Source organism: Klebsiella sp. Lac1, from assembly GCF_009825425.1.
GTDB classification, from domain to species: domain Bacteria; phylum Pseudomonadota; class Gammaproteobacteria; order Enterobacterales; family Enterobacteriaceae; genus Klebsiella; species Klebsiella electrica.
Genome location: NZ_VJZJ01000001.1, coordinates 3,028,842 through 3,049,634 on the forward strand (window position 1 = coordinate 3,028,842; position 20,793 = coordinate 3,049,634).

Consider the following 20,793-nt stretch of genomic DNA (forward strand, 5'->3'; position numbering starts at 1 on the left):
CATGCAACATCTTGTTTCAGGAGTCCATTATGTCCCGAAGAGAACTTGCCAACGCCATTCGCGCCCTGAGCATGGACGCCGTACAGAAAGCCAACTCCGGCCACCCCGGCGCCCCAATGGGGATGGCGGATATCGCCGAAGTCCTGTGGAATGATTTTCTTAAACACAATCCCGTGAATCCGCACTGGTACGACCGTGACCGCTTTGTACTCTCTAACGGTCATGCGTCGATGCTGCTGTATAGCCTGCTGCATCTGACCGGCTACGATCTGCCGCTGGCCGAATTGAAAAACTTTCGCCAGCTCCATTCGAAAACGCCCGGCCACCCGGAGCACGGCTATACCCCCGGCGTCGAGACCACCACCGGCCCGCTTGGCCAGGGGCTGGCTAACGCCGTCGGCATGGCGATTGCCGAACGCACCCTGGCGGCGCAGTTTAACCGTCCCGGCCATGACATTGTCGATCACTATACCTGGGTGTTTATGGGCGATGGCTGTCTGATGGAGGGGATTTCCCACGAAGCCAGCTCGCTGGCGGGGACGCTGGGGCTCGGCAAGCTGATCGGTTTCTACGACCATAACGGCATCTCAATCGATGGTAAAACCGACGGCTGGTTCACCGACGATACCGCCGCGCGCTTTCGGGCCTATCACTGGCACGTGATTGGCGATATTGACGGCCACGACCCGCAGGCAGTGAAACAGGCGATTCTCGAGGCGCAAAGCGTCACGGATAAACCTTCGCTGATCATCTGCCGCACCGTGATCGGCTTTGGTTCACCGAATAAAGCCGGTTCGGAAGAGTCCCACGGCGCAGCGCTGGGGGAAAAAGAGGTCGCCTTGACCCGCGAGAGGCTGGGCTGGAAATATCCGCCGTTCGAGATCCCCAAAGAGATTTATCAGCAATGGGACGCCCGGCCGCGCGGCGAGCAGGCAGAACAGAGGTGGAATCAGCGGTTCGCCGCTTATCAGCAGCAGTATCCTGACCTGGCGGCGGAACTGAAACGCAGAATGGACGGCGCGCTGCCGGAGAACTGGGGCGATGCGGCGCACGATTACATCGCGCAACTGCAGGCCGAACCGGCGAAAATTGCCAGCCGTAAAGCGTCGCAAAATGCCCTGAACGCCTATGGCCCGCTTCTGCCGGAGCTGCTGGGTGGCTCGGCGGATCTGGCGCCAAGCAACCTCACCATCTGGTCCGGTTCAACATCCATTAAAGAGGACGTCGCGGGCAACTATATTCATTATGGCGTGCGCGAGTTCGGCATGACGGCGATCGGCAACGGCATTGCCCTGCACGGCGGTTTTATCCCCTATACGTCCACCTTCCTGATGTTTGTCGAATATGCGCGTAACGCGGCGCGCATGGCGGCGCTGATGAAGGCCAGACAGATAATGGTCTATACCCATGACTCGATTGGGCTAGGGGAAGATGGCCCCACTCATCAGGCGGTCGAACAGCTGGCCAGCCTGCGGCTGACGCCGAACTTCAGTACCTGGCGCCCCTGCGATCAGGTCGAAACGGCGGTCGCGTGGCAGGCGGCGATTGAACGACAAACCGGTCCCACTGCGCTGATTCTGTCGCGGCAAAATCTGGCGCAAATGGCGCGGACGCCGCAACAGGTGCAGGACATTGCCCGCGGCGGCTACGTGCTGAAAGATGAGGGGGGTAAACCGGATTTAATCCTGATAGCCACTGGTTCAGAAGTGGAGATAACCGTGCTGGCGGCGGAAAAACTGCTCGCCAAAGGGGTTAACGTGCGGGTTGTCTCTCTGCCCTCAACCGATGTTTTCGATGCGCAAGATGAGGCATATCGGGAGTCGGTTCTTCCGGCTAACGTCAGCGCCAGAATTGCCGTTGAGGCCGGTATCGCCGACTACTGGTATAAATATGTCGGGCTGAAGGGTGCCATCGTGGGCATGAGAAGCTACGGTGAATCGGCGCCGGCGGATAAACTCTTCCCGTTCTTTGGCTTCACCGCCGAGCATATCGTCAGTCTTGCGGATGAAATATGTAACGGGTAACCCATAGCGTGGGCCAGGCATCTGGCCCCTGCCAGTTATCGCACTGCGGCTGCTGCGCATAGCGAACCAGGCTAAACCGCTGGCCATCATAGCGCCAGCGGGTCTGAACCCCGCAATCGCCGGGGCCGCGCCCTTTATCCAGCGTCACCAGCTCATGACGTCGCTCATCAATACTGGCATTAATCAGTTCAATATCACGCTCCGCATTGCCCGGCGGCTGGAAGGGCAGCGTCAGACGGACCGGACGGGCCACATACGGCTGCTGGCGCGACACCAGCCAGGCCAGCCAGATGGTGTTGTACGCCCCGGCTTCGCAGCTGACCATCAGTAATACCTTCTCATCCGTCAACGCGGTAAGGCGAATCTCGCGGCGGAGAGGGTCCAGCGAACAGGCGCTGTTGTTCATCCGCTCGTTGCCGTAATCCATCAGGTCATTAAGCTCCTCCCGACTGAGCGGCGATGGCGAAAAGTCGACCTTGCCAACCGCCCGCAGCGCAGGTGCCGGCGGCACGCTAAGCGGCGGCTCTTCGCCCTTCCCCACCCAGGCGGTTTCGCTGCCGACACGCTTTTGATGGCTATCGATAAACAGCAACGCGGCCTTCAGCCCTTGCAGAGAAACACTTTGCAGCCCGTTAACCAGGGTTATCGCCCGCCCTTCCTGCACCTGCTGGAGAAAAGCATCGATCGTCACGCTATCCCCGGTGTTGATCAGCTTATCCGCAACCTGCCAGTGTTTATCGGTCAACGCCAGCGATTTACCGTCAAGCAGAAGACGAGGCGCGATCGGCGCCAGAGCGGCAACCGGATTACCGATACCGCCCAGCTCAATGCGCAGGCTGGCATCGGTAACGGCGCCGGCGCTACGGCTGAGGGTCATCACCAGCCCATGATGCAGACCAACGTTGCGGGCGACGCAGAAATTCTGATTATTGCAGGTGACCAGCCAGTCACCGAATAGCTGTTGCACCGGCGCCGCCCACGCTCGCGACGTCGGTAGCAAACCGCAAAACAGAAAAAAAAGAACCCGATAAAGCATGCGCGGCACAACCCCAGAGAAGAACGCTCAAAACAGCGGTCATCTTCACCAGCGGCAGCACGTTACTCAATCAGATTTATCAGATAACCCCGCCATCAGTCCCGATGTTTGCAGGTATTGCAGCAGGATCACCGCCTTTCCATCGCGTATCTCGCCGTTGGCAACCATTTGCAACGCCTGGTTGAAAGGCAGCTCCAGCACATCGATATCTTCATCTTCAACGCCGCCGCCGCGCGTTTTACGCTGCGCATCGCTGTACTCGGCGATAAAGAAGTGAACAATTTCGGTCACCCCGCCGGGAGACATATACAGCTCGAACAGCTTATGCGCATCGCCCACTTCGTATCCGGTCTCTTCGATGGCCTCTTTGCGGATACAGGCTTCGGGCTCGTCGTTATCCAACAACCCGGCGCAGGTTTCAATCAGCATCCCGTCCTCGTTACCGTTGACCCAGGTGGCGACACGAAACTGACGGACCAACACGACGGTTTGCTTACGGCGGTTATACAACAGCACCGTAGCGCCGTTGCCGCGATCGTACACCTCGCGCTTATGACGGACCACGCTGCCGTCGCTACGCGTCAGCTCGTAGGTCATATTGCGCAGAATAAAGTAGTTTTCAGAGAGGAGTTTATCTTTGATAACGTTGATGTTGAGTGACATACGGCCCCGCAGCGTGGAATGACGCTGTCATACTACGCTGCGCAGCCGGGTTTGTCGTTAGTGAAGCAGCGCCGATTTTACGCCGAGATAATCCATAATCCCCTGCGCCGCATGACGACCTTCGGCCATCGCCGTCACCACCAGATCGGCGCCGCGCACGGCATCTCCACCGGCAAAAATTTTGTCGTGCGTGGTCTGATAGCGGTAGCGGCTCTCGACGCTGGCCTTAATCCGCCCCCGGCTATCGAGCTGTACGCCGACGGACTCCAGCCACGGCATCCCGTGGGGATGGAATCCAAAAGCCATGATCACCGCATCGGCCGGCATCACGAACTCGCTGCCCGGCAGCGGCGATGGGCTGCGACGCCCCTGCGCATCCGGTTCGCCCAGTTGGGTGCGCATAAACCGTATGCCGTTAACCCGGCCGTCGCTATCCCGCTCCAGCGTCACCGGCTGAACGTTAAATTCGAACTCCGCCCCCTCTTCACGCGCGTTTTTCACCTCTTTTTTCGACCCCGGCATATTGGCCTCATCGCGACGATAGGCGCAGGTCACCTTTTTCGCCCCGTGACGTAGCGCGGTGCGCACGCAATCCATCGCCGTATCGCCGCCCCCCAGCACCACGACATTCAGTCCGCGGGTATTGATGTATGGCTCTTCCGGTTTCTCGCTCAGCCCCATAACCTGCTTAGTATTAGCAATCAGGAACGGCAGCGCGTCATAAACGCCCGGGGCCTCTTCATTCGGCAGCCCCGCTTTCATGGAACGATAGGTTCCGGCGCCGATAAATACCGCGTCGTACCCGGCCAGCAAGGTGGTTAACGCCACGTCCTTGCCCACTTCACACTCCAGTTCAAAGCGGATACCCATTTCAGTAAAAATCTCCCGGCGCCGGGCCAGCAGCGACTTTTCCAGCTTGAAGGCCGGAATGCCGAAAGTCAGCAACCCGCCAATTTCCGGATGACGGTCAAAGACCACCGACCGCACGCCGTTTCGGATCAACCGGTCAGCGCAGGCCAGCCCCGCAGGTCCGGCGCCGATAATGGCGACTTTTTTTCCGCTGTCGACAACCCGGGAGAGATCCGGCCGCCAGCCTTGCGCCAGCGCCTGGTCGGAGATATAGCGCTCGATGTTGCCGATGGTCACCGCGCCATGTTCATCACGCAGCGTACAGGCCCCTTCACACAGGCGATCCTGCGGACAAACGCGGCCGGTTATCTCCGGCAGGCAGTTGGTTTGATGGGACAGCGCCACGGCGGCGTCGATATCCCCCGCTTGTACCCGTTCAATCCACTGGGGAATATGGTTATGCAGCGGACAGGTCCATTCGCAGATACTGTGTTCACCGCACTGCAGGCAGCGCGCCGAAGCCTGCTGCGCCTGTCCGGCGTTAAAGGGCTGAACTATCTCGGCAAAATCCCTCTTACGGACCGCTGCGGCCCGTTTATCCGCCTCGTTGCGCGATGGCGTTGCCGCCATCTGGCTGACTTTGGTGACAGCTTCCGCTAATGGCGTATCGCCTGGATGCGCATGCCACGGCTGCGCATCCAGCCGCGCCGTACTCAGGCGCCGCTGTCTGGCCATCGCGGAAAGGGTCGCTTCCGTCGCCAGCTGCAGCGCCTGCGCCGGACAGTGTTGCACGCAGGATGGCCCGCCTTCACGGCCGCTGCACAGATCGCATTTATGCGCGCTGGCTTTCACTTTCCCCGACTCCGCCGGTAACAGCACGATCGTCATGACGCCAAACGGACAGGCCACCATACAGGATTTACAGCCGATGCACTTTTCCTCGTCAACCTGCACGCTGTCATTTATCTGGTGAATAGCATCATTCGGGCAACTGCGGGCGCAGGGGGCGCTTTCACAATGGCGACATGTTATTGCGTTACGTTTTTGCTCGTGCTTCATCACGGTTATGCGCGGTAAGAAGCGCTGCGGGGTCAGGACGTGCTGTTCGTCGTTGTGCGCCATCACGCAGGCCACTTCGCAGGCTTTGCAGCCGATGCATTTGCGACTATCGCTGATAATAAAGTGGTTCATGGTATCCTTCGGTCTTCGGTTAATAACCCCTCGATTCGCATGACTATTTATTACCCGACAAAACGGGGCAGGAACAATGTTCATTTGCCCGGAATATTATTTTTCTCGCGATAACCCGTTTTGGATCAAATTCTTTGACTTAAATGAAATTGCGTTTTATTTAATGAAGCAAGCAGAAAAAAGTCTGACCATGACAAGCAGACTCGGGGTATGTTGGGGTTTTGCGCAGAGAGCCGGAAAGTTATTTACAGTGTCGCTAAAGCCACACGATAAATTACACTATCTCCTTAATTTCTCCACGTTTGTCGGTGGAGTTGCCTATAGAGTGTCACAGACTGTGCGGTAATAAAAATGTACACAATGAGGTCTCAATTCTGATGGCGAATTTTTTTATCGATCGCCCCATTTTCGCGTGGGTTCTGGCGATCCTGCTCTGTCTGACCGGCACGCTCGCAATCTTGTCACTTCCCGTTGAGCAGTATCCCGATCTTGCGCCGCCTAACGTGCGCATTACCGCCAATTATCCGGGGGCCTCCGCGCAAACGCTGGAAAATACCGTCACCCAGGTTATCGAACAAAACATGACCGGCCTCGATAACCTGATGTATATGTCTTCCCAGAGCAGCTCTTCGGGTCAGGCGACGATTACACTGACCTTTACCGCCGGAACGGACCCCAACGAAGCCATGCAGCAGGTACAAAACCAGCTGCAATCGGCAATGAAAAAACTGCCCCAGGATGTGCAAAATCAGGGGGTGACGGTACGTAAAACCGGTGATACCAACATTCTGACTATCGCGTTCGTCTCGACTGACGGCAGCATGGATAAGCAGGATATCGCCGACTATGTGGCCAGTAATGTTCAGGAGCCGCTCAGCCGCGTTAACGGGGTTGGCGACATTACGGCCTACGGCTCGCAATACTCAATGCGCATCTGGCTGGATCCGGCCAAACTCACCAGCGTACAGATGACGGCAAAAGATGTCACCGACGCCATCAAATCGCAGAACGCGCAGATCGCGGTCGGCCAGCTTGGCGGTACGCCGTCGGTTAATAATCAGTCGCTCAATGCCACCATTAACGCCCAATCGCTGCTGCAAACGCCGCAGCAGTTCCGCGATATTACGCTGCGGGTTAATCCGGACGGTTCGCTGGTGACGCTCGGCGATGTGGCGAAAGTCGAACTGGGCGCGGAAAGCTACGATTACCTCAGCCGCTACAACCGCAACCCGGCCTCCGGCCTGGGCGTGCAACTGGCCTCCGGGGCAAACGAAATGCAGACCGCGGAGCTGGTGCTCAATCGTCTGAATGAGCTGTCGCAGTATTTTCCGCACGGCCTTGAATATAAAATTGCCTACGAAACCACCTCCTTCGTCAAGGCCTCTATCCATGACGTGGTGAAAACGTTGCTGGAAGCTATCGCGCTGGTTTTCCTGGTGATGTACCTGTTCCTGCAAAATATCCGCGCAACGCTCATCCCAACTATTGCCGTACCGGTGGTTCTGATGGGGACCTTCGCCATCCTGTTTGCCTGCGGCTACAGTATCAACACCCTGACGATGTTCGCGATGGTGCTGGCGATAGGCCTGCTGGTGGATGACGCTATCGTGGTCGTCGAGAACGTTGAGCGCATCATGAGCGAAGAGGGTCTTTCGCCGCGTGAAGCGACACGAAAATCCATGGGCCAGATTCAGGGGGCGCTGGTCGGGATCGCCATGGTGCTGTCGGCGGTCTTTATCCCGATGGCCTTCTTCGGCGGCACAACCGGCGCCATTTATCGCCAGTTTTCTATTACCATCGTCTCGGCGATGGTGCTGTCGGTACTCGTGGCCATGATCCTCACCCCGGCACTGTGCGCCACCTTGCTAAAACCGATGAAAAAGGGCGAGGAGCACGGGAAAAAAGGCTTCTTTGGCTGGTTTAACCGCATGTTCAACCGCAACGCCAGCCGCTACGAAACCGCGGTGGGCAAAATTCTTCACCGTTCGCTGCGCTGGATAGCGATCTACGCGCTGCTGTTGGGCGGGATGGTCTTTATGTTCTTACGCCTCCCGACTTCGTTCCTGCCTCAGGAAGACCGCGGCATGTTTCTGACCTCCGTGCAATTGCCGAGCGGCGCAACGCAACAGCAGACCTTAAAAGTCGTGCAAAAAGTTGAGGACTATTTCTTTAGCCACGAACAGGCCAACGTTGCTTCGATTTTCGCTACCGTAGGTTCTGGTCCGGGAGGCAACGGTCAGAACGTCGCGCGCATGTTTATCCGCCTGAAAGACTGGGATGAACGCGATGCGAAAACCGGCACCTCGTTTGCGATCATTGAACGCGCGACAAAAGCCTTCAACAACATTAACGAGGCGCGCGTCTTCGCCACTAATCCACCGGCAATTAGCGGACTGGGCAGTTCCGCCGGTTTTGATATGGAGCTTGAAGACCACGCCGGCAACGGGCACGCGGCACTCATGGCAGCCCGCGACACGCTGCTCGATCTGGCGGCGAAAGATGAGCGGCTGACCCGGGTGCGCCATAACGGCCTTGACGACAGCCCGCAACTGCAGATTGATATCGATCAGCGAAAAGCCCAGGCGCTGGGCGTTGCCATTGATGATATCAACAACACTTTGCAGACCGCCTGGGGCTCAAGCTACGTAAACGATTTTATGGACCGCGGTCGGGTAAAGAAAGTCTACGTGCAGTCCGCCGCCCCTTACCGCATGCTGCCTGACGATATTAATCAGTGGTACGTGCGCAATAGCAGCGGCACGATGGTGCCCTTCTCGGCATTTGCCACCTCGCGCTGGCAAACCGGTTCCCCGCGCCTGGAACGCTATAACGGCTACTCGGCGGTGGAAATCATCGGTGAAGCGGCTCCGGGCATCAGTACCGGTACCGCGATGGCTATCATGGAAGATCTGACCAGACAGTTGCCCAACGGCTTTGGGCTCGACTGGACGGCCATGTCCTACCAGGAACGGCTGTCCGGCGCGCAGGCCCCGGCGCTGTACGCCATTTCGCTGCTGGTGGTGTTCTTGTGTCTGGCAGCGCTGTACGAGAGCTGGTCTATCCCCTTCTCGGTCATGCTGGTGGTGCCGCTGGGCGTTATCGGCGCCCTGCTGGCCACCTGGATGCGCGGCCTTGAAAACGACGTGTATTTCCAGGTTGGTCTGCTGACGGTTATCGGCCTGTCGGCGAAAAACGCCATTTTGATCGTCGAGTTTGCGAATGAGCTCAACGAGAAAGGGGAAGATTTACTCGCCGCCACGCTGTCGGCCTGTCGCCAGCGTCTGCGTCCGATCCTGATGACGTCGCTGGCCTTTATTTTTGGGGTCCTGCCGATGGCGACCAGCACCGGCGCCGGTTCTGGTAGTCAGCATGCCGTCGGCACCGGGGTGATGGGCGGGATGATTTCCGCCACCATTCTGGCTATTTTCTTCGTTCCGCTATTCTTCGTACTAGTACGTCGACGCTTTCCGCAAAAAGAGCGCCCGCAATAACCCGGCCGGGCCCTGAGCGCCCCGTTGCTTGCCCGCGAAATAACAAAAAGGCGACCATAATAGTCGCCTTTTTTATCTGCTTACAACCGCCAGGCTATTATTTTAGCCGTTCTGTTGCTCTGCTCTCATTGAGGATTTTATCTACGCAGCATACCTTCAATAAAATCTTTCCAGTTCCCTAGTTCATGTTCAATCATAATAGCCTCTCTTATTATTATGGGTAATTTTATGCAAATCGGTTTGGGAAAGGAAGCACGTTAAAGTTATCGCTGCAATTGCTGATAACCTCTTCTACGCTATCATCTCTCGGATTTGCTGCTACTATGAGCCTGAAAATGTAATTTTAATGTGATGCATAGCAACATTTCGCAACATTAGGCCTGTTTTCAGAAAAATTCTACTACCGATATTCTGCTCCTTTCCCCCGTCTGCAGGTAATTTACCGATTATCGTTAACCGTCTGGTTAATATTCGTGCAATGCCTATATCGAGGGTAAAAAGGGATATTTATTCACGCGATTGACGTATTATTTTATACCTCCTTGTGCATTCGGAAATTTCTGAGTTAAGCGCTTAAATCAACGAAAAAGAAAAGGTTTCATTATGCTGACAATGTACGGAATCAAAAACTGCGACACCATTAAAAAGGCCCGCCGCTGGCTGGAGGCGAATCAGATTGCCTATCAATTCCATGATTATCGTGCCGATGGCCTGGATCGCGAGTTGTTAAACACCTTTATCGCCGAACTGGGCTGGGAAGCCCTGCTCAACACCCGCGGCACAACCTGGCGCAAACTGGATGAAACCGTGCGTGCCGGTATCAATAACGCCGATGCTGCCGCCGGGTTGATGCTGGAAATGCCGGCAATTATCAAACGCCCATTGCTCTGCGCGCCCGGGCAGCCTATGCTGCTGGGTTTCAGTGAACTCACTTATAAGAAGCTTGTTAACGAGGTATAGTCTATGTCTTGCCCGGTCATTGAGCTGGCTCAGCAGCTTATTCGCCGCCCTTCCCTCAGCCCCGATGATGCGGGATGTCAGGCGTTAATGATTGAACGCCTGCGTGCGATTGGTTTTACCGTCGAACCGATGGATTTCGGCGATACCCAAAACTTCTGGGCCTGGCGCGGGCGCGGTGAAACGTTGGCCTTTGCCGGCCATACCGATGTTGTTCCGGCCGGCGATGCCGACCGTTGGATTAACCCGCCCTTCGAACCTACTATTCGCGACGGCATGCTGTTCGGCCGCGGCGCGGCAGATATGAAAGGCTCGCTGGCAGCCATGGTGGTTGCCGCCGAGCGCTTTGTCGCCCAGTATCCGAACCATAAAGGTCGTCTGGCCTTTTTGATCACCTCTGATGAAGAGGCCAGCGCGCACAACGGCACGGTGAAAGTCGTCGAAGCGCTAATGGCCCGTAACGAACGTCTGGACTACTGTCTGGTCGGCGAGCCGTCAAGCACCGAAGTCGTCGGCGACGTGGTCAAAAACGGTCGTCGCGGCTCACTCACCTGCAACCTGACCATTCACGGCGTGCAGGGCCATGTCGCTTACCCGCATCTCGCCGATAACCCGGTGCACCGCGCGGCTCCTATGCTGACGGAGCTGGTGGGGATCGAGTGGGATAAAGGCAATGAATTTTTCCCTCCCACCAGCATGCAGATAGCCAACGTACAGGCGGGTACCGGGAGCAATAACGTGATCCCCGGCGACATGTATGTTCAGTTCAACTTCCGCTTTAGCACCGAACTGACCGACGAAATGATCAAAGCCCGCGTCGTCGAGCTGCTGGATAAATATCAGCTGCGCTATACCCTGGACTGGTGGTTGTCTGGCCAGCCGTTCCTCACCAGCCGTGGCAAACTGGTCGAAGCGGTGGTGAATGCCATTGAGCACTATAATGAGATCAAACCCCAGCTGCTGACCAACGGCGGCACCTCTGACGGCCGCTTTATCGCCCGCATGGGTGCGCAGGTGGTCGAGCTGGGTCCGGTGAATGCGACAATTCACAAAATCAATGAATGTGTTAACGCCGCCGATCTGCAGCTGCTGGCGCGGATGTATCAACGCATCATGGAACAACTGGTCGCCTGACGACCTCGACCTGAAAAGAGGAAGCGCACATGGAATGGCTAATCAACCACTGGTGGATTCTGGTGCTGGTATTTTTGGTGGGCGTCATGATTAACGTGATTAAGGATCTTAATCGCGTTGACCACAAAAAGTTTCTCGCCAATAAGCCGGAGCTGCCGCCCCATCGCGATTGTAACGATAAGTGGGACGATGACGACGACTGGCCGAAGCACGACCAGCCGAAGAAGTAAGACCCCCGGTCAATCCCACCCCTCCGGGAGTCCCCCGGATAGCGGCGTGATACGCCTTATCCGGGGAGTACGTTCACGAGATAATATTCGATTAGAGCAATTCGATAATATCGTCGTCTTTCGGCGTACTGCCGCTTAACGCCTCGTCAAAATAGTGCTTCGGCACGGTATAGCGCAGACGTTCAAGGGCAAACTGTATGCTGCTATCGTCAATCGCATGCCCCAGATCCTCGACGATATCCAGCGTCACATCGCCGCCAGCCTGCTGGAGCGCCTCCTGGGCCGAAACCGCCCACGCCAGATCGATAACGCGATCTTCGCCGCCGTGGATCAGATGGATGGTCGTGGCGGTGGTCGCCGACTGCGGAAGCGTCGCATACCGTCCATTAAAGGCGATAACCCGCGATGCCAGCCCCGGCTCGGCTTTGATGCTCTCCAGAGACATAATCGCCCCCTGCGAGAAACCAATCAGCGCCGTCGCCCGCGGGCCGACGCCGCTCTGTTTTTGCCAGTAGCGAACGGTCTCAATAAAAGTCGGCATAATGGCATCAATCCGCGACTGACGATTTTCTTCCGTCACCCCCTGAACCGAGAACCACTGGCGGCCCGGCGGCGGGCCGCAAGGCTCGGCGCCACCGATGCTGACGATCAGCGCATCCGGGAACTGCGGCGCAAACAGACTGCCGATTTGCCCCATTGCAACCGGGTTATCGCCGACGCCATGAAACAGCAACAGCAGCTGTTGGGCAGGTGTCGCAGGGCTTTGCACAATAAAATGGTCGTGTTTCATGGCTGTCTCCTTAGTTTACGTGGGCAGTTTACGCCGCGCGCGGAATATGACCATGACATTTAACTGAATGAGTTAGTTAAAAAAATTGCAGTTGCCCGACCTGCTGGCGCAACCTCTGCGCCCGCGATGCGTCCAGGTCCAGCAGCGCCAGTCCCGCTTCTTCGCGCAGCCTGACCAACAGCGCTTTGCGTCCGGACAGACCCAGCCCGGTACAAATCTCCACTTCATCCTGGCGCTGCAGACGGGCGCGAAGTGCCGGAAGCGGCAGCCCGGTGTGTAACAGTAGCCGATTCAGGCTGCCAACCACCGCCGGCAGCGGGCGATGGGCAAACGCGAAGCCCGCCACATCCAGCCAGTCGTCTTCCGTAAGCATAGCTGCTAGCGCCTCCGGCTGCGGAAATAACGCTTCCCGCCACTCCCGCAGCCATAACTCATCGCGCGTCAGGCGCTGCGACTCCCGCAGCACCAGTTCGTGCCCCGCAGAGCTTAACGGATAAAGCGCCATCGCCGTGTAGCACCCGCTGCTTGCCTCGCGATGGGTCCCTAAACGTACCAGCGTAAAACCGCAGCGCTGCCAGAAGCGCCCTAACTCCGGCGTATAGCCAAAGCTGACCGAAAGATAATCGAGGCCGTCGCTTTGCGCGACCGCCCGGGCGACCAGAGCCTGACCAAGCCCCTCGCGCTGGCGGGCCGGGTGCACGGCGATACGGGTGATTCGCTGCGCCAGTAGCGTGGGCGCCAGCGGGCTTCCACCGTGGGCGGCCAGCGACTGCGCCACCAGATTGCCGCGCGGGCGGCGAAAGCCGGCCCATACCGCCCGGCTCAGGGCGGGATCAAGCCCGCCCTCTTCCACCCGCCATAGAGCCCCGGCCACGCCGTTCTCCGTGCGGGCGCAGGTAAAATGCTGGCCCGGCGCATCCATCATCCGCCGCAAATCCAGCGGCGATGTGCGGTAATGCGCGCCGGAGAGCAGTTGATACATAGCCTCGGCGAGCCCGGCATGTTGCCGCCAGCTGTCCTGCTCCACCGCCGCAAACGCGACCTCTCCCGATGGAGTGTGGGCAAAAGCTTCGTCGCCAAACAGCAGCAATTCGCTGACCAGCGCTTCCAGCGGGCACCCCGGAGCCCAGCGAACGGGCGTGACCAGATTAAACTGGCGCAAGTGGGGAAAGCTGGCGCAAAATTTGAGCAAAAAGCCGCGCCCGGTGCCTTCATAGCCCTGTACGGTCGTGGTCAGTAAGGTGCGAGGAAAACGGGCGACCAGCTGGCGAAGCAGCGGCGCGGGAATGGCTGCCGCTTCATCGACGACCAGCCATGCTGCCTGAGCATTGCTGGCCAGCAATGCATCCGGCGCCATAAAGCGAAAAGCGTCTCCAGCGAACGTCGCCATCACCTCGGTTGCGCCGCGCGCCGGGGCGGTGACGATGGCATCGCCCGCCAGCTGACGAATCAACATTCCCGCCAGCGCAGATTTTCCCCGTCCGCGCTCGGCGGTGACCACGGCAATGCCCGCCGGGAGCGTGATCAGACTGGCCAGAATAGCGGCCTGTCCGGCCTGAGGATGGCCGTCAGCCGGATGCCAGTGCGGTCGCGGCACGTCGTCCGGTAGCGTCAGCGGTTCATTCTGACGCCAGACGATCGCCTCACGGTTCGCGCAGACCCGCTGACAAAAACGGTGGACAAAATGGGGCGTCGGAATGGGCTCAGGCGCGTCGCTCCAGCGCAGAGAATCCGCATCTGGCCGCGTCGGCCAACAGGTGAAAGGCGGCGTCAGCAGGATAAGCCAGCTTCCCGCTTTCAACGTCCCGCTCAGCGCAGCAAAGGCCGCCGCGTCGAAGCCGCCGCGGGCATCAAAGAAGGCGTGGTGGTATTCACGCCCAAGCAGAGATTTGAGGGCCTCCGGCGAGATACAGGGTTCTTCCATGGGCTGCGGACCCACCCACAAACCATCGCCGGCCAGCCGTTTACGCAACAGTAGCGCCTGCTGCAGGCACCACGCATCGTCGCCGCTGAGCACCAGCAGGCGACGAATCCCCTCTTGCGCCATCTGCGCCGTCAGGCTAAGCAGTTTATCCATGGGCGAACGCGATCAGAGCGCGCGGCCAAAGGTGTTGCACTGCGCCGGATCGCCGCTGTCGAAACCGCGCTTGAACCAGGTGTAGCGCTGTTCAGAGGTGCCATGCGTGAAGCTGTCCGGAACCACGCGTCCCTGACTCCGCTGCTGCAGGCGATCGTCGCCGATGGCTTCTGCGGCATTGAGGGCTTCCTGCAGGTCGCCGGTCTCCAGCACATCCTGTTTCTGCATGTTATGGCCCCAGACCCCGGCAAAACAGTCGGCCTGCAGCTCCATTTTCACCGACAGGCGGTTCACTTCCGTCGGCGACGCATTCTGTTGCAGCTGGCGCACTTTCGACTCGATCCCCAGCAGCTTTTGCACGTGGTGGCCGACTTCATGGGCGATAACATAGCCCTGAGCAAAATCGCCATCCGCCCCGAGCTTATTCTTCATTTCGTCATAGAAAGAGAGGTCAATATAGACAGTGCTGTCCGCCGGGCAGTAGAACGGTCCCATAACCGATTGCCCGGTTCCACAGCCGGTCCGCGTAGCGCCGCGATAAAGCACCAGCTTCGGCTGCGGATATTGACGCCCCATCTTTTCAAAAATGGGCCCCCAGGTATCTTCGGTTGTCGCCAGAATAACCGAGGTAAACTTCGCGGCTTCATTGTCTTTCGGGCTGACTGAACGCTGGGTCGTCGTTTGCTGCTGGCCGATCGGTTCTCCCGTCAGCATGCCGGTCAAATCCACGCCGTAATAGCCCGCAACCAGCACGATAATCAGCAGGACGATCCCGCCCTTGCCGCTGGGAAGACGGAAACCACCGCCACCGCCGCCCAGAGGCGAGCCGGAATCATTACGTCGATCTTCTACATTGTCGCTTTCGCGACGTCCTTGCCAACGCATAGGCACCTCAATCCATCAAGTTCTCGAATATGAGAGATCGTAGGCGCTTAAGAGGAGAATTACCACAGGAAACAACAACAAGAGCGCCAGAAGACGGGATCGTCCTCTGGCGAAGGGAGAGTTAGTCCAGCTTAACGCCCAGGCGATGGGCGACTTCTTCATAGGCTTCAATCAGGCCACCCAGGCTCTGACGGAAACGGTCTTTGTCCATTTTGTCGAGGGTATTTTTATCCCACAGACGGCTGCCATCTGGCGAGAACTCATCGCCCAGCACCACTTCGCCCTTGAACAGACCAAACTCCAGCTTGAAGTCGACCAGGATCAGGCCGGCGTCATCAAACAGTTTTTTCAATACGTCGTTGGCTTTGAAAGTCAGTTCCTGCATGCGCGCCAGGTTTTTTTTGCTTACCCAGCCAAAAGTCTCACAGTAAGACTCGTTGACCATCGGATCGTGCATCGCATCATTTTTCAGGAACAGGTCAAACAGCGGCGGATTGAGTTCAATGCCTTCTTCAATACCCAGACGTTTAACCAGAGAACCGGCGGCGCGGTTACGGACCACACACTCCACCGGAACCATCTCCAGCTTTTTCACCAGACATTCGGTATCGGAGAGCAGCGCTTCCATCTGAGTCGGGATGCCAGCTTCTTGCAGTTTGCTCATAATGAAATGGTTAAATTTGTTGTTCACCATGCCTTTACGATCGAACTGCTCAATGCGTGCGCCATCCCCTGCTGAAGTATCGTTACGGAATTCGAGGACCAGCAGATCCGGATTCTCCGTGCTGTAAACGGTTTTCGCTTTACCACGATACAACTCAGCTTGCTTTTTCATCTTTCACCACTCCAGTGATATTAAGTCAAAAAATACGTTTCCACCCGTACACGAAATCATTCAAAGCGCATCGCGGCGGCGGCTAAGCGAATCCTCAGGAGCTTACATAAGTAAGTGACTGGGATGAACGAAGGCAGCCAACAAAGAGACAATTTGAAGGATGATGTGTATACGCACACGTTTGCGTCACTATACATTAAAAAGGGCCGGATTGCTCCAGCCCTGTTTATTACTTACTGAATGCGGCCTGGAATACGGCTACCAGGGCGTCATTCTGCGACTGCGTCAACGTATGACCTTTCGGGTCGATGAACTGCAGACTGCTGCGGTTATCGAGGTCGCCGACCTGCAGTTTGTAATCACCTGAAACCAGCTGCGGATCGCTGGCGCCCAGCGCCTGCCAGCTGCTGTCAGACAGCGGCTTGTAGGTCAGCGCCATGCTGCCTTGCGAGCGGGTGCTATCCGTTACCTTCATGCCCACTTTTTCCAGTGCGCCCGGCAGACGTTGCCACACCAGGTTGAACGGTGCGCGAACAACCAGCATGGGCAGACCCGTATCGTCGGCAGCGCTCTGCACATCGAAGGTCGCGCCGGCATTTTTCTGCGCCGCGTTCTGCGCGCTGGTGGCGTTCATATCCAGACCTTCGGAAATGACGTTCAGCATCGACGTACTGTAGCGTTGCAGAGAAGCCGGATCGGATACCGGTTTCCCGGCCTGCTCAAGATTCACCAGCTTCACGATAACCGCCTGCTGATAACCCTGCGGTTTCACTGAGATTTGATAGCGACCCCGATACTGCTGGTCTTCATCGAGGCGATTCCACTCAACCCAGTCGGTATTCAGCGTCTGGCTGGCATCGTCGCGTTTGGTGATGACATAGTTCTTAGACTGTACGATGCTGGCGACCTGCGCCCACAGCGAACCGCTACGACCGTTCTCGACCATCAGCGTGGCGGTATCACCGTTAAACTGAGTACGAGCGCCACTCACCAGTGCCAGAGGCTGAGCCGGGGGACGGATGTCCAGAGCTTTGCCCACTGCGCCTGCGCTGGTCGCAACCGGAATATTAAAATCCCCAACCTGAACCGGCAGAATCATGCCCGCAGGCGCGTGCAGTTCACTGAGCGGCGTAGCTTGCAGATAAGTCTCATCGCCTCCCACCTGACGTTTGTAGCGTGAGTCGGAACTACAGGCCGCGAGAAGCAGGACCAGTGAAACACCCGCAACCTTCGTCAGGCGCGACTTCTGTACTGAGTAAGCCATCAAATCTCCCTAAACTTTACAGCAAACCGGCATGCTTCAGCGCTGCGGTAACGGCCTGAGTACCCTGTTCGGTAATCGGCGTCATCGGCAGACGCAGCGTATCGGTTGCCACAAGACCCAACGCCTTACATGCCCATTTCACGGGGATCGGGTTGGGTTCGACAAATAATTTTGTATGCAATGGCATCAGACGTTGGTTAATTGCGCGAGCTTGCGCAAATTGGCCTTCCGCAGCCAGTCGGCACATATCCGCCATTTCGCGAGCCGCCACGTTCGCCGTTACGGAAATCACGCCCTGACCGCCGAGCTGCATAAAGTCCATTCCGGTGGCATCATCGCCGCTCAACAGAATAAAGTCATCTGAAACCAGCTCTTTGATCTGATGAACACGACTTAAGTTCCCCGTCGCTTCCTTAATACCAATAATATTTTTTACTTCCGCCAGGCGACCAACGGTTTCCGGCAGCATGTCGCAACCGGTACGGGACGGCACATTATACAGAATTTGCGGCAGGTCGGTGTGTTCGGCGATGGCTTTAAAGTGCTGGAACAGCCCTTCCTGGGTCGGACGATTGTAATAAGGAGTGACCGTCAGGCAGCCGACAACGCCGCTGTTGTTAAAACGTTTGGTCAGGCTAATCGCCTCTGCGGTTGCATTTGCACCGGTACCAGCGATGACCGGGATACGCCCGTCAGCCAGTTCAAGCGTCATCATCACGACAGCGCCATGTTCTTCATGGCTTAAGGTCGCAGATTCTCCGGTAGTCCCTACCGAAACGATCGCCGAGGTTCCGCTGGCGACATGGTAATCAATCAGTTTTTTCAGGCTTGACCGGCAGACATTACCGTTTTCATCCATCGGCGTGACAAGCGCTACAATACTTCCCGTGAACATGGGCCATCCTCAGAGCTGAAGTGCGACAAGATTCTCAATGTTACGTTTGGTCCCGTAATAAAAGCAAGAGACCCGAGGCCATCAGGGATGTTGTATGCCGGTTTTTTTTATGCTTTCCTAATGTTACCTCACCTTTTTGAAGGAAGAACAGGTTTGACCGCCTCATTACAACACTATCTGGTTATTACCGCTTTGGGCGCTGACCGTCCCGGCATCGTGAACACTATCACCCGCCACGTCAGCAGCTGCGGCTGTAATATCGAAGACAGCCGGCTGGCCATGCTTGGTGACGAGTTTACGTTTATCATGCTGCTTTCAGGTTCATGGAACGCGATTACGCTTATCGAATCGACCCTACCGCTGAAAGGAGCTGAGCTGGATTTGCTGATCGTGATGAAGCGGACGACCGCACGACCTCCTCAATCCATGCCAAACACCGTCTGGGTCCAGGTTGAGGTACCGGACTCGCCGCACATTATCGAGCGTTTCACTGCCCTGTTTGACGCGTGGAATATGAACATCGCCGAACTGGTTTCTCGTACCCAGCTCAGCGGTGATGACGATTCAGCGCAGTTGTTTATTCAGATAACCGCACACAGCCCGGCCACACAAAATGCAGCAAATATCGAACAAGCGTTCAAAGCCCTATGTACAGAACTGAACGCACAAGGCAGTATTAACATCGTTAATTATTCACAACATGATGAACAGGATGGAGTTTGAGTAATGAATCCACTGAAAGCCGGTGATATTGCACCGAAATTTAGCTTACCGGACCAGGACGGCGAGGAAGTAAATTTGACCGACTTCCAGGGACAGCGTGTTCTGGTTTATTTTTACCCGAAAGCCATGACCCCGGGTTGTACCGTTCAGGCCTGCGGCCTGCGCGATAATATGGATGACTTAAAAAAAGCGGGTGTTGAGGTCCTGGGTATCAGTACCGATAAACCGGAAAAACTCTCCCGTTTCGCCGAAAAAGAGTTGCTGAACTTCACGCTGCTGTCGGATGAAAACCACCAGGTGTGTGAGCAGTTTGGCGTCTGGGGCGAAAAATCGTTTATGGGGAAAACCTACGACGGTATTCACCGCATTAGCTTCCTGATCGATAGCAACGGCAAAGTCGAACACGTATTTGATAACTTTAAAACCAGCAATCACCACGATGTGGTGCTGAACTGGTTGAAAGAAAACGGCTAACGCACGACCTGACGCAGGACGCCGGGTCGTGATTCACTGACCCGGCGTCCGTTTTCATTTTCGCGTTTCCAGCCACGGACTATTTCTCGTCTTCCACCGCCAGGCCATCCGGCCACGCGTGCACCACCGCTTTGATAAGGGTTGCCAGCGGAATCGCAAAAAAGACGCCCCAGAATCCCCACAGCCCGCCAAAGATAACCACCGACAGAATAATCACCAGCGGATGCAGGTTGACGGCTTCGGAAAACAGCACCGGTACCAGCAGGTTACCGTCCAGCCCCTGAATAATCAGGTACACCGCAAACAGACTCCAGAACTCCGTGCCTGCGCCAAACTGGAACAGCGCCACGCCGACGACCGGAATGGTCACCACGAAGGCGCCGATGTACGGAATCAGCACCGAGAACCCGACCAGCACCGCCAGCAGCAGCGAATAGTTGAGATCAAACAGGATAAAGCCAATCCACGTTGCCACGCCGACGACAATCATCTCCAGCACCTTACCGCGGATATAGTTGGTGATCTGCTGGTTCATCTCTTTCCATACCTGCCCCGCCAGCCCGCGGTTGCGCGGCAGCACGCGGCGCACGGCATTCAGCATCTGCTCTTTGTCTTTTAGCAGAAAGAACACCATCAGCGGCACCAGCACCAGATAGACCGCCAGAGTCAGTAAACCGACCAGCGAAGCCAGAGAGTATTTGACCACCGAATCGCCGACGGTGAGCACGCGGTTGCGCATATTATCCGCCATGGCGTCGAGAATACCGGCATCCATCAGCGCCGGGTAACGGCGCGGAACCGTGGCGGCAAAATCGGAAAGCTTATTGAGCATGCCAGGCATATCGCGAATCAGATAGATGCCCTGCTGCCAGGCGACGGGCATCACCACAAACGCCATCAGCAACAACACGCCGACGAACAGAATCAGCACTAACGAGGTTGCCCAGGTTCGCGAAAGCCCTACGCGCTCCAGCCTGACAGTCGGCCATTCCAGCAGATAAGCCAGCACGATGGCGACCAGCAGTGGCGCCAGCAGGCCGCTGAAAAAGAACATGATCCCGAACCCGGCCAGCAGAATAACCAGCAGCGCTATCGCTTCCGGATCGCTAAACCGACGACGGTACCACTGCATTAACATCTCAAGCATAAAACCCTTCCCTGAAGCGCTTAGCGGCAAAAAAACCGAGGGAATTGTATCTAAATGTCACCGGAAAGACTTCGCTTTTATTAGCAAAGCCACAAACATTCCCCCTGGCGTGAATATCATATTTTCAA

At 56.8% G+C, this 20,793-nt stretch carries 18 protein-coding genes; 7 read left to right on the forward strand and 11 right to left on the reverse strand.

The annotated features are described in order from the left end of the window. Nucleotides 1–29: 29 nt before the first annotated feature. Nucleotides 30–2,024 (forward strand): transketolase, encoded by a 1,995-nt coding sequence (tkt, locus tag FNY10_RS14750; RefSeq protein WP_160702967.1) that lies wholly within the window; start codon nt 30–32, stop codon nt 2,022–2,024. Here tkt and FNY10_RS14755 read toward each other — a convergent pair. The 3 genes from FNY10_RS14755 to aegA form a co-directional block, all read right to left on the reverse strand. Then, nucleotides 1,993–3,060: a DUF1176 domain-containing protein gene (locus tag FNY10_RS14755; RefSeq protein ID WP_160702968.1), complete on the reverse strand. Its 1,068-nt coding sequence runs from the start codon at nt 3,058–3,060 to the stop codon at nt 1,993–1,995. The two genes, tkt and FNY10_RS14755, sit on opposite strands and share 32 nt — an antisense overlap. Before the next feature lie 66 nt (nt 3,061–3,126). Next, nucleotides 3,127–3,723 carry a GDP-mannose pyrophosphatase NudK gene (gene nudK, locus FNY10_RS14760; RefSeq protein WP_100683247.1) on the reverse strand — a complete coding sequence of 199 codons (597 nt, stop codon included), beginning with the start codon at nt 3,721–3,723 and terminating at the stop codon, nt 3,127–3,129. A 57-nt stretch (nt 3,724–3,780) separates the two neighbouring features. After that, on the reverse strand, nt 3,781–5,763 hold the full coding sequence (aegA, locus tag FNY10_RS14765; RefSeq protein ID WP_160702970.1) for a formate-dependent uric acid utilization protein AegA: 1,983 nt from the start codon (nt 5,761–5,763) through the stop codon (nt 3,781–3,783). Nucleotides 5,764–6,140: 377 nt separating this feature from the next. Here aegA and acrD point away from each other — a divergent pair, with 377 nt between their 5' ends. Continuing rightward, nucleotides 6,141–9,254 (forward strand): multidrug efflux RND transporter permease AcrD, encoded by a 3,114-nt coding sequence (acrD, locus tag FNY10_RS14770; RefSeq protein ID WP_100683250.1) that lies wholly within the window; start codon nt 6,141–6,143, stop codon nt 9,252–9,254. A 137-nt stretch (nt 9,255–9,391) separates the two neighbouring features. Here acrD and ypfM read toward each other — a convergent pair whose 3' ends face one another. Next, the gene (gene ypfM / locus FNY10_RS14775) at nt 9,392–9,451 is read right to left on the reverse strand and encodes a protein YpfM (RefSeq protein WP_100683384.1); all 60 of its coding nucleotides are present in this window, start codon (nt 9,449–9,451) and stop codon (nt 9,392–9,394) included. Nucleotides 9,452–9,857: 406 nt separating this feature from the next. On the opposite strand from ypfM, the gene FNY10_RS14780 reads away from it, so the two are divergent. From FNY10_RS14780 to FNY10_RS14790, 3 genes are read left to right on the forward strand one after another with little or no spacing between them, the layout of a single operon-like run. Then, nucleotides 9,858–10,214, forward strand: a complete 357-nt coding sequence (locus FNY10_RS14780) for an ArsC family reductase (protein ID WP_131048798.1) — start codon at nt 9,858–9,860, stop codon at nt 10,212–10,214. A gap of 3 nt (nt 10,215–10,217) precedes the next feature. Continuing rightward, entirely contained in the window at nt 10,218–11,345 is a 1,128-nt protein-coding gene (dapE, locus tag FNY10_RS14785; RefSeq protein ID WP_032695538.1) for a succinyl-diaminopimelate desuccinylase, read from the forward strand. A gap of 29 nt (nt 11,346–11,374) precedes the next feature. Continuing rightward, the gene (locus FNY10_RS14790) at nt 11,375–11,575 is read left to right on the forward strand and encodes a YpfN family protein (protein WP_004866145.1); all 201 of its coding nucleotides are present in this window, start codon (nt 11,375–11,377) and stop codon (nt 11,573–11,575) included. Between the two features lie 91 nt (nt 11,576–11,666). Here FNY10_RS14790 and ypfH read toward each other — a convergent pair whose 3' ends face one another. The 6 genes from ypfH to dapA form a co-directional block, all read right to left on the reverse strand. Beyond that, nucleotides 11,667–12,365 carry an esterase gene (ypfH, locus tag FNY10_RS14795; protein ID WP_100683268.1) on the reverse strand — a complete coding sequence of 233 codons (699 nt, stop codon included), beginning with the start codon at nt 12,363–12,365 and terminating at the stop codon, nt 11,667–11,669. Nucleotides 12,366–12,441: 76 nt separating this feature from the next. After that, on the reverse strand, nt 12,442–14,442 hold the full coding sequence (locus tag FNY10_RS14800) for a GNAT family N-acetyltransferase (protein ID WP_160702972.1): 2,001 nt from the start codon (nt 14,440–14,442) through the stop codon (nt 12,442–12,444). Nucleotides 14,443–14,454: 12 nt separating this feature from the next. Next, nucleotides 14,455–15,327 (reverse strand): neutral zinc metallopeptidase, encoded by an 873-nt coding sequence (locus FNY10_RS14805; protein WP_100683271.1) that lies wholly within the window; start codon nt 15,325–15,327, stop codon nt 14,455–14,457. 121 nt (nt 15,328–15,448) lie between these two features. Beyond that, nucleotides 15,449–16,162, reverse strand: coding sequence for a phosphoribosylaminoimidazolesuccinocarboxamide synthase (purC, locus tag FNY10_RS14810; protein WP_100683273.1), 714 nt, complete (start codon nt 16,160–16,162; stop codon nt 15,449–15,451). A gap of 229 nt (nt 16,163–16,391) precedes the next feature. Beyond that, entirely contained in the window at nt 16,392–17,426 is a 1,035-nt protein-coding gene (gene bamC, locus FNY10_RS14815) for an outer membrane protein assembly factor BamC (RefSeq protein ID WP_141963993.1), read from the reverse strand. Between the two features lie 16 nt (nt 17,427–17,442). Continuing rightward, entirely contained in the window at nt 17,443–18,321 is an 879-nt protein-coding gene (dapA, locus tag FNY10_RS14820; RefSeq protein WP_100683277.1) for a 4-hydroxy-tetrahydrodipicolinate synthase, read from the reverse strand. 153 nt (nt 18,322–18,474) lie between these two features. Between dapA and FNY10_RS14825 the strand changes: the two genes are divergently transcribed. Both FNY10_RS14825 and bcp read left to right on the forward strand, forming a co-directional pair. Further along, entirely contained in the window at nt 18,475–19,044 is a 570-nt protein-coding gene (locus tag FNY10_RS14825) for a glycine cleavage system transcriptional repressor (protein WP_160702974.1), read from the forward strand. A gap of 3 nt (nt 19,045–19,047) precedes the next feature. Continuing rightward, nucleotides 19,048–19,518, forward strand: a complete 471-nt coding sequence (gene bcp / locus FNY10_RS14830) for a thioredoxin-dependent thiol peroxidase (RefSeq protein ID WP_100683280.1) — start codon at nt 19,048–19,050, stop codon at nt 19,516–19,518. Between the two features lie 79 nt (nt 19,519–19,597). Here bcp and FNY10_RS14835 read toward each other — a convergent pair whose 3' ends face one another. After that, nucleotides 19,598–20,665 carry an AI-2E family transporter gene (locus FNY10_RS14835; protein WP_100683281.1) on the reverse strand — a complete coding sequence of 356 codons (1,068 nt, stop codon included), beginning with the start codon at nt 20,663–20,665 and terminating at the stop codon, nt 19,598–19,600. Nucleotides 20,666–20,793 lie beyond the last annotated feature (128 nt).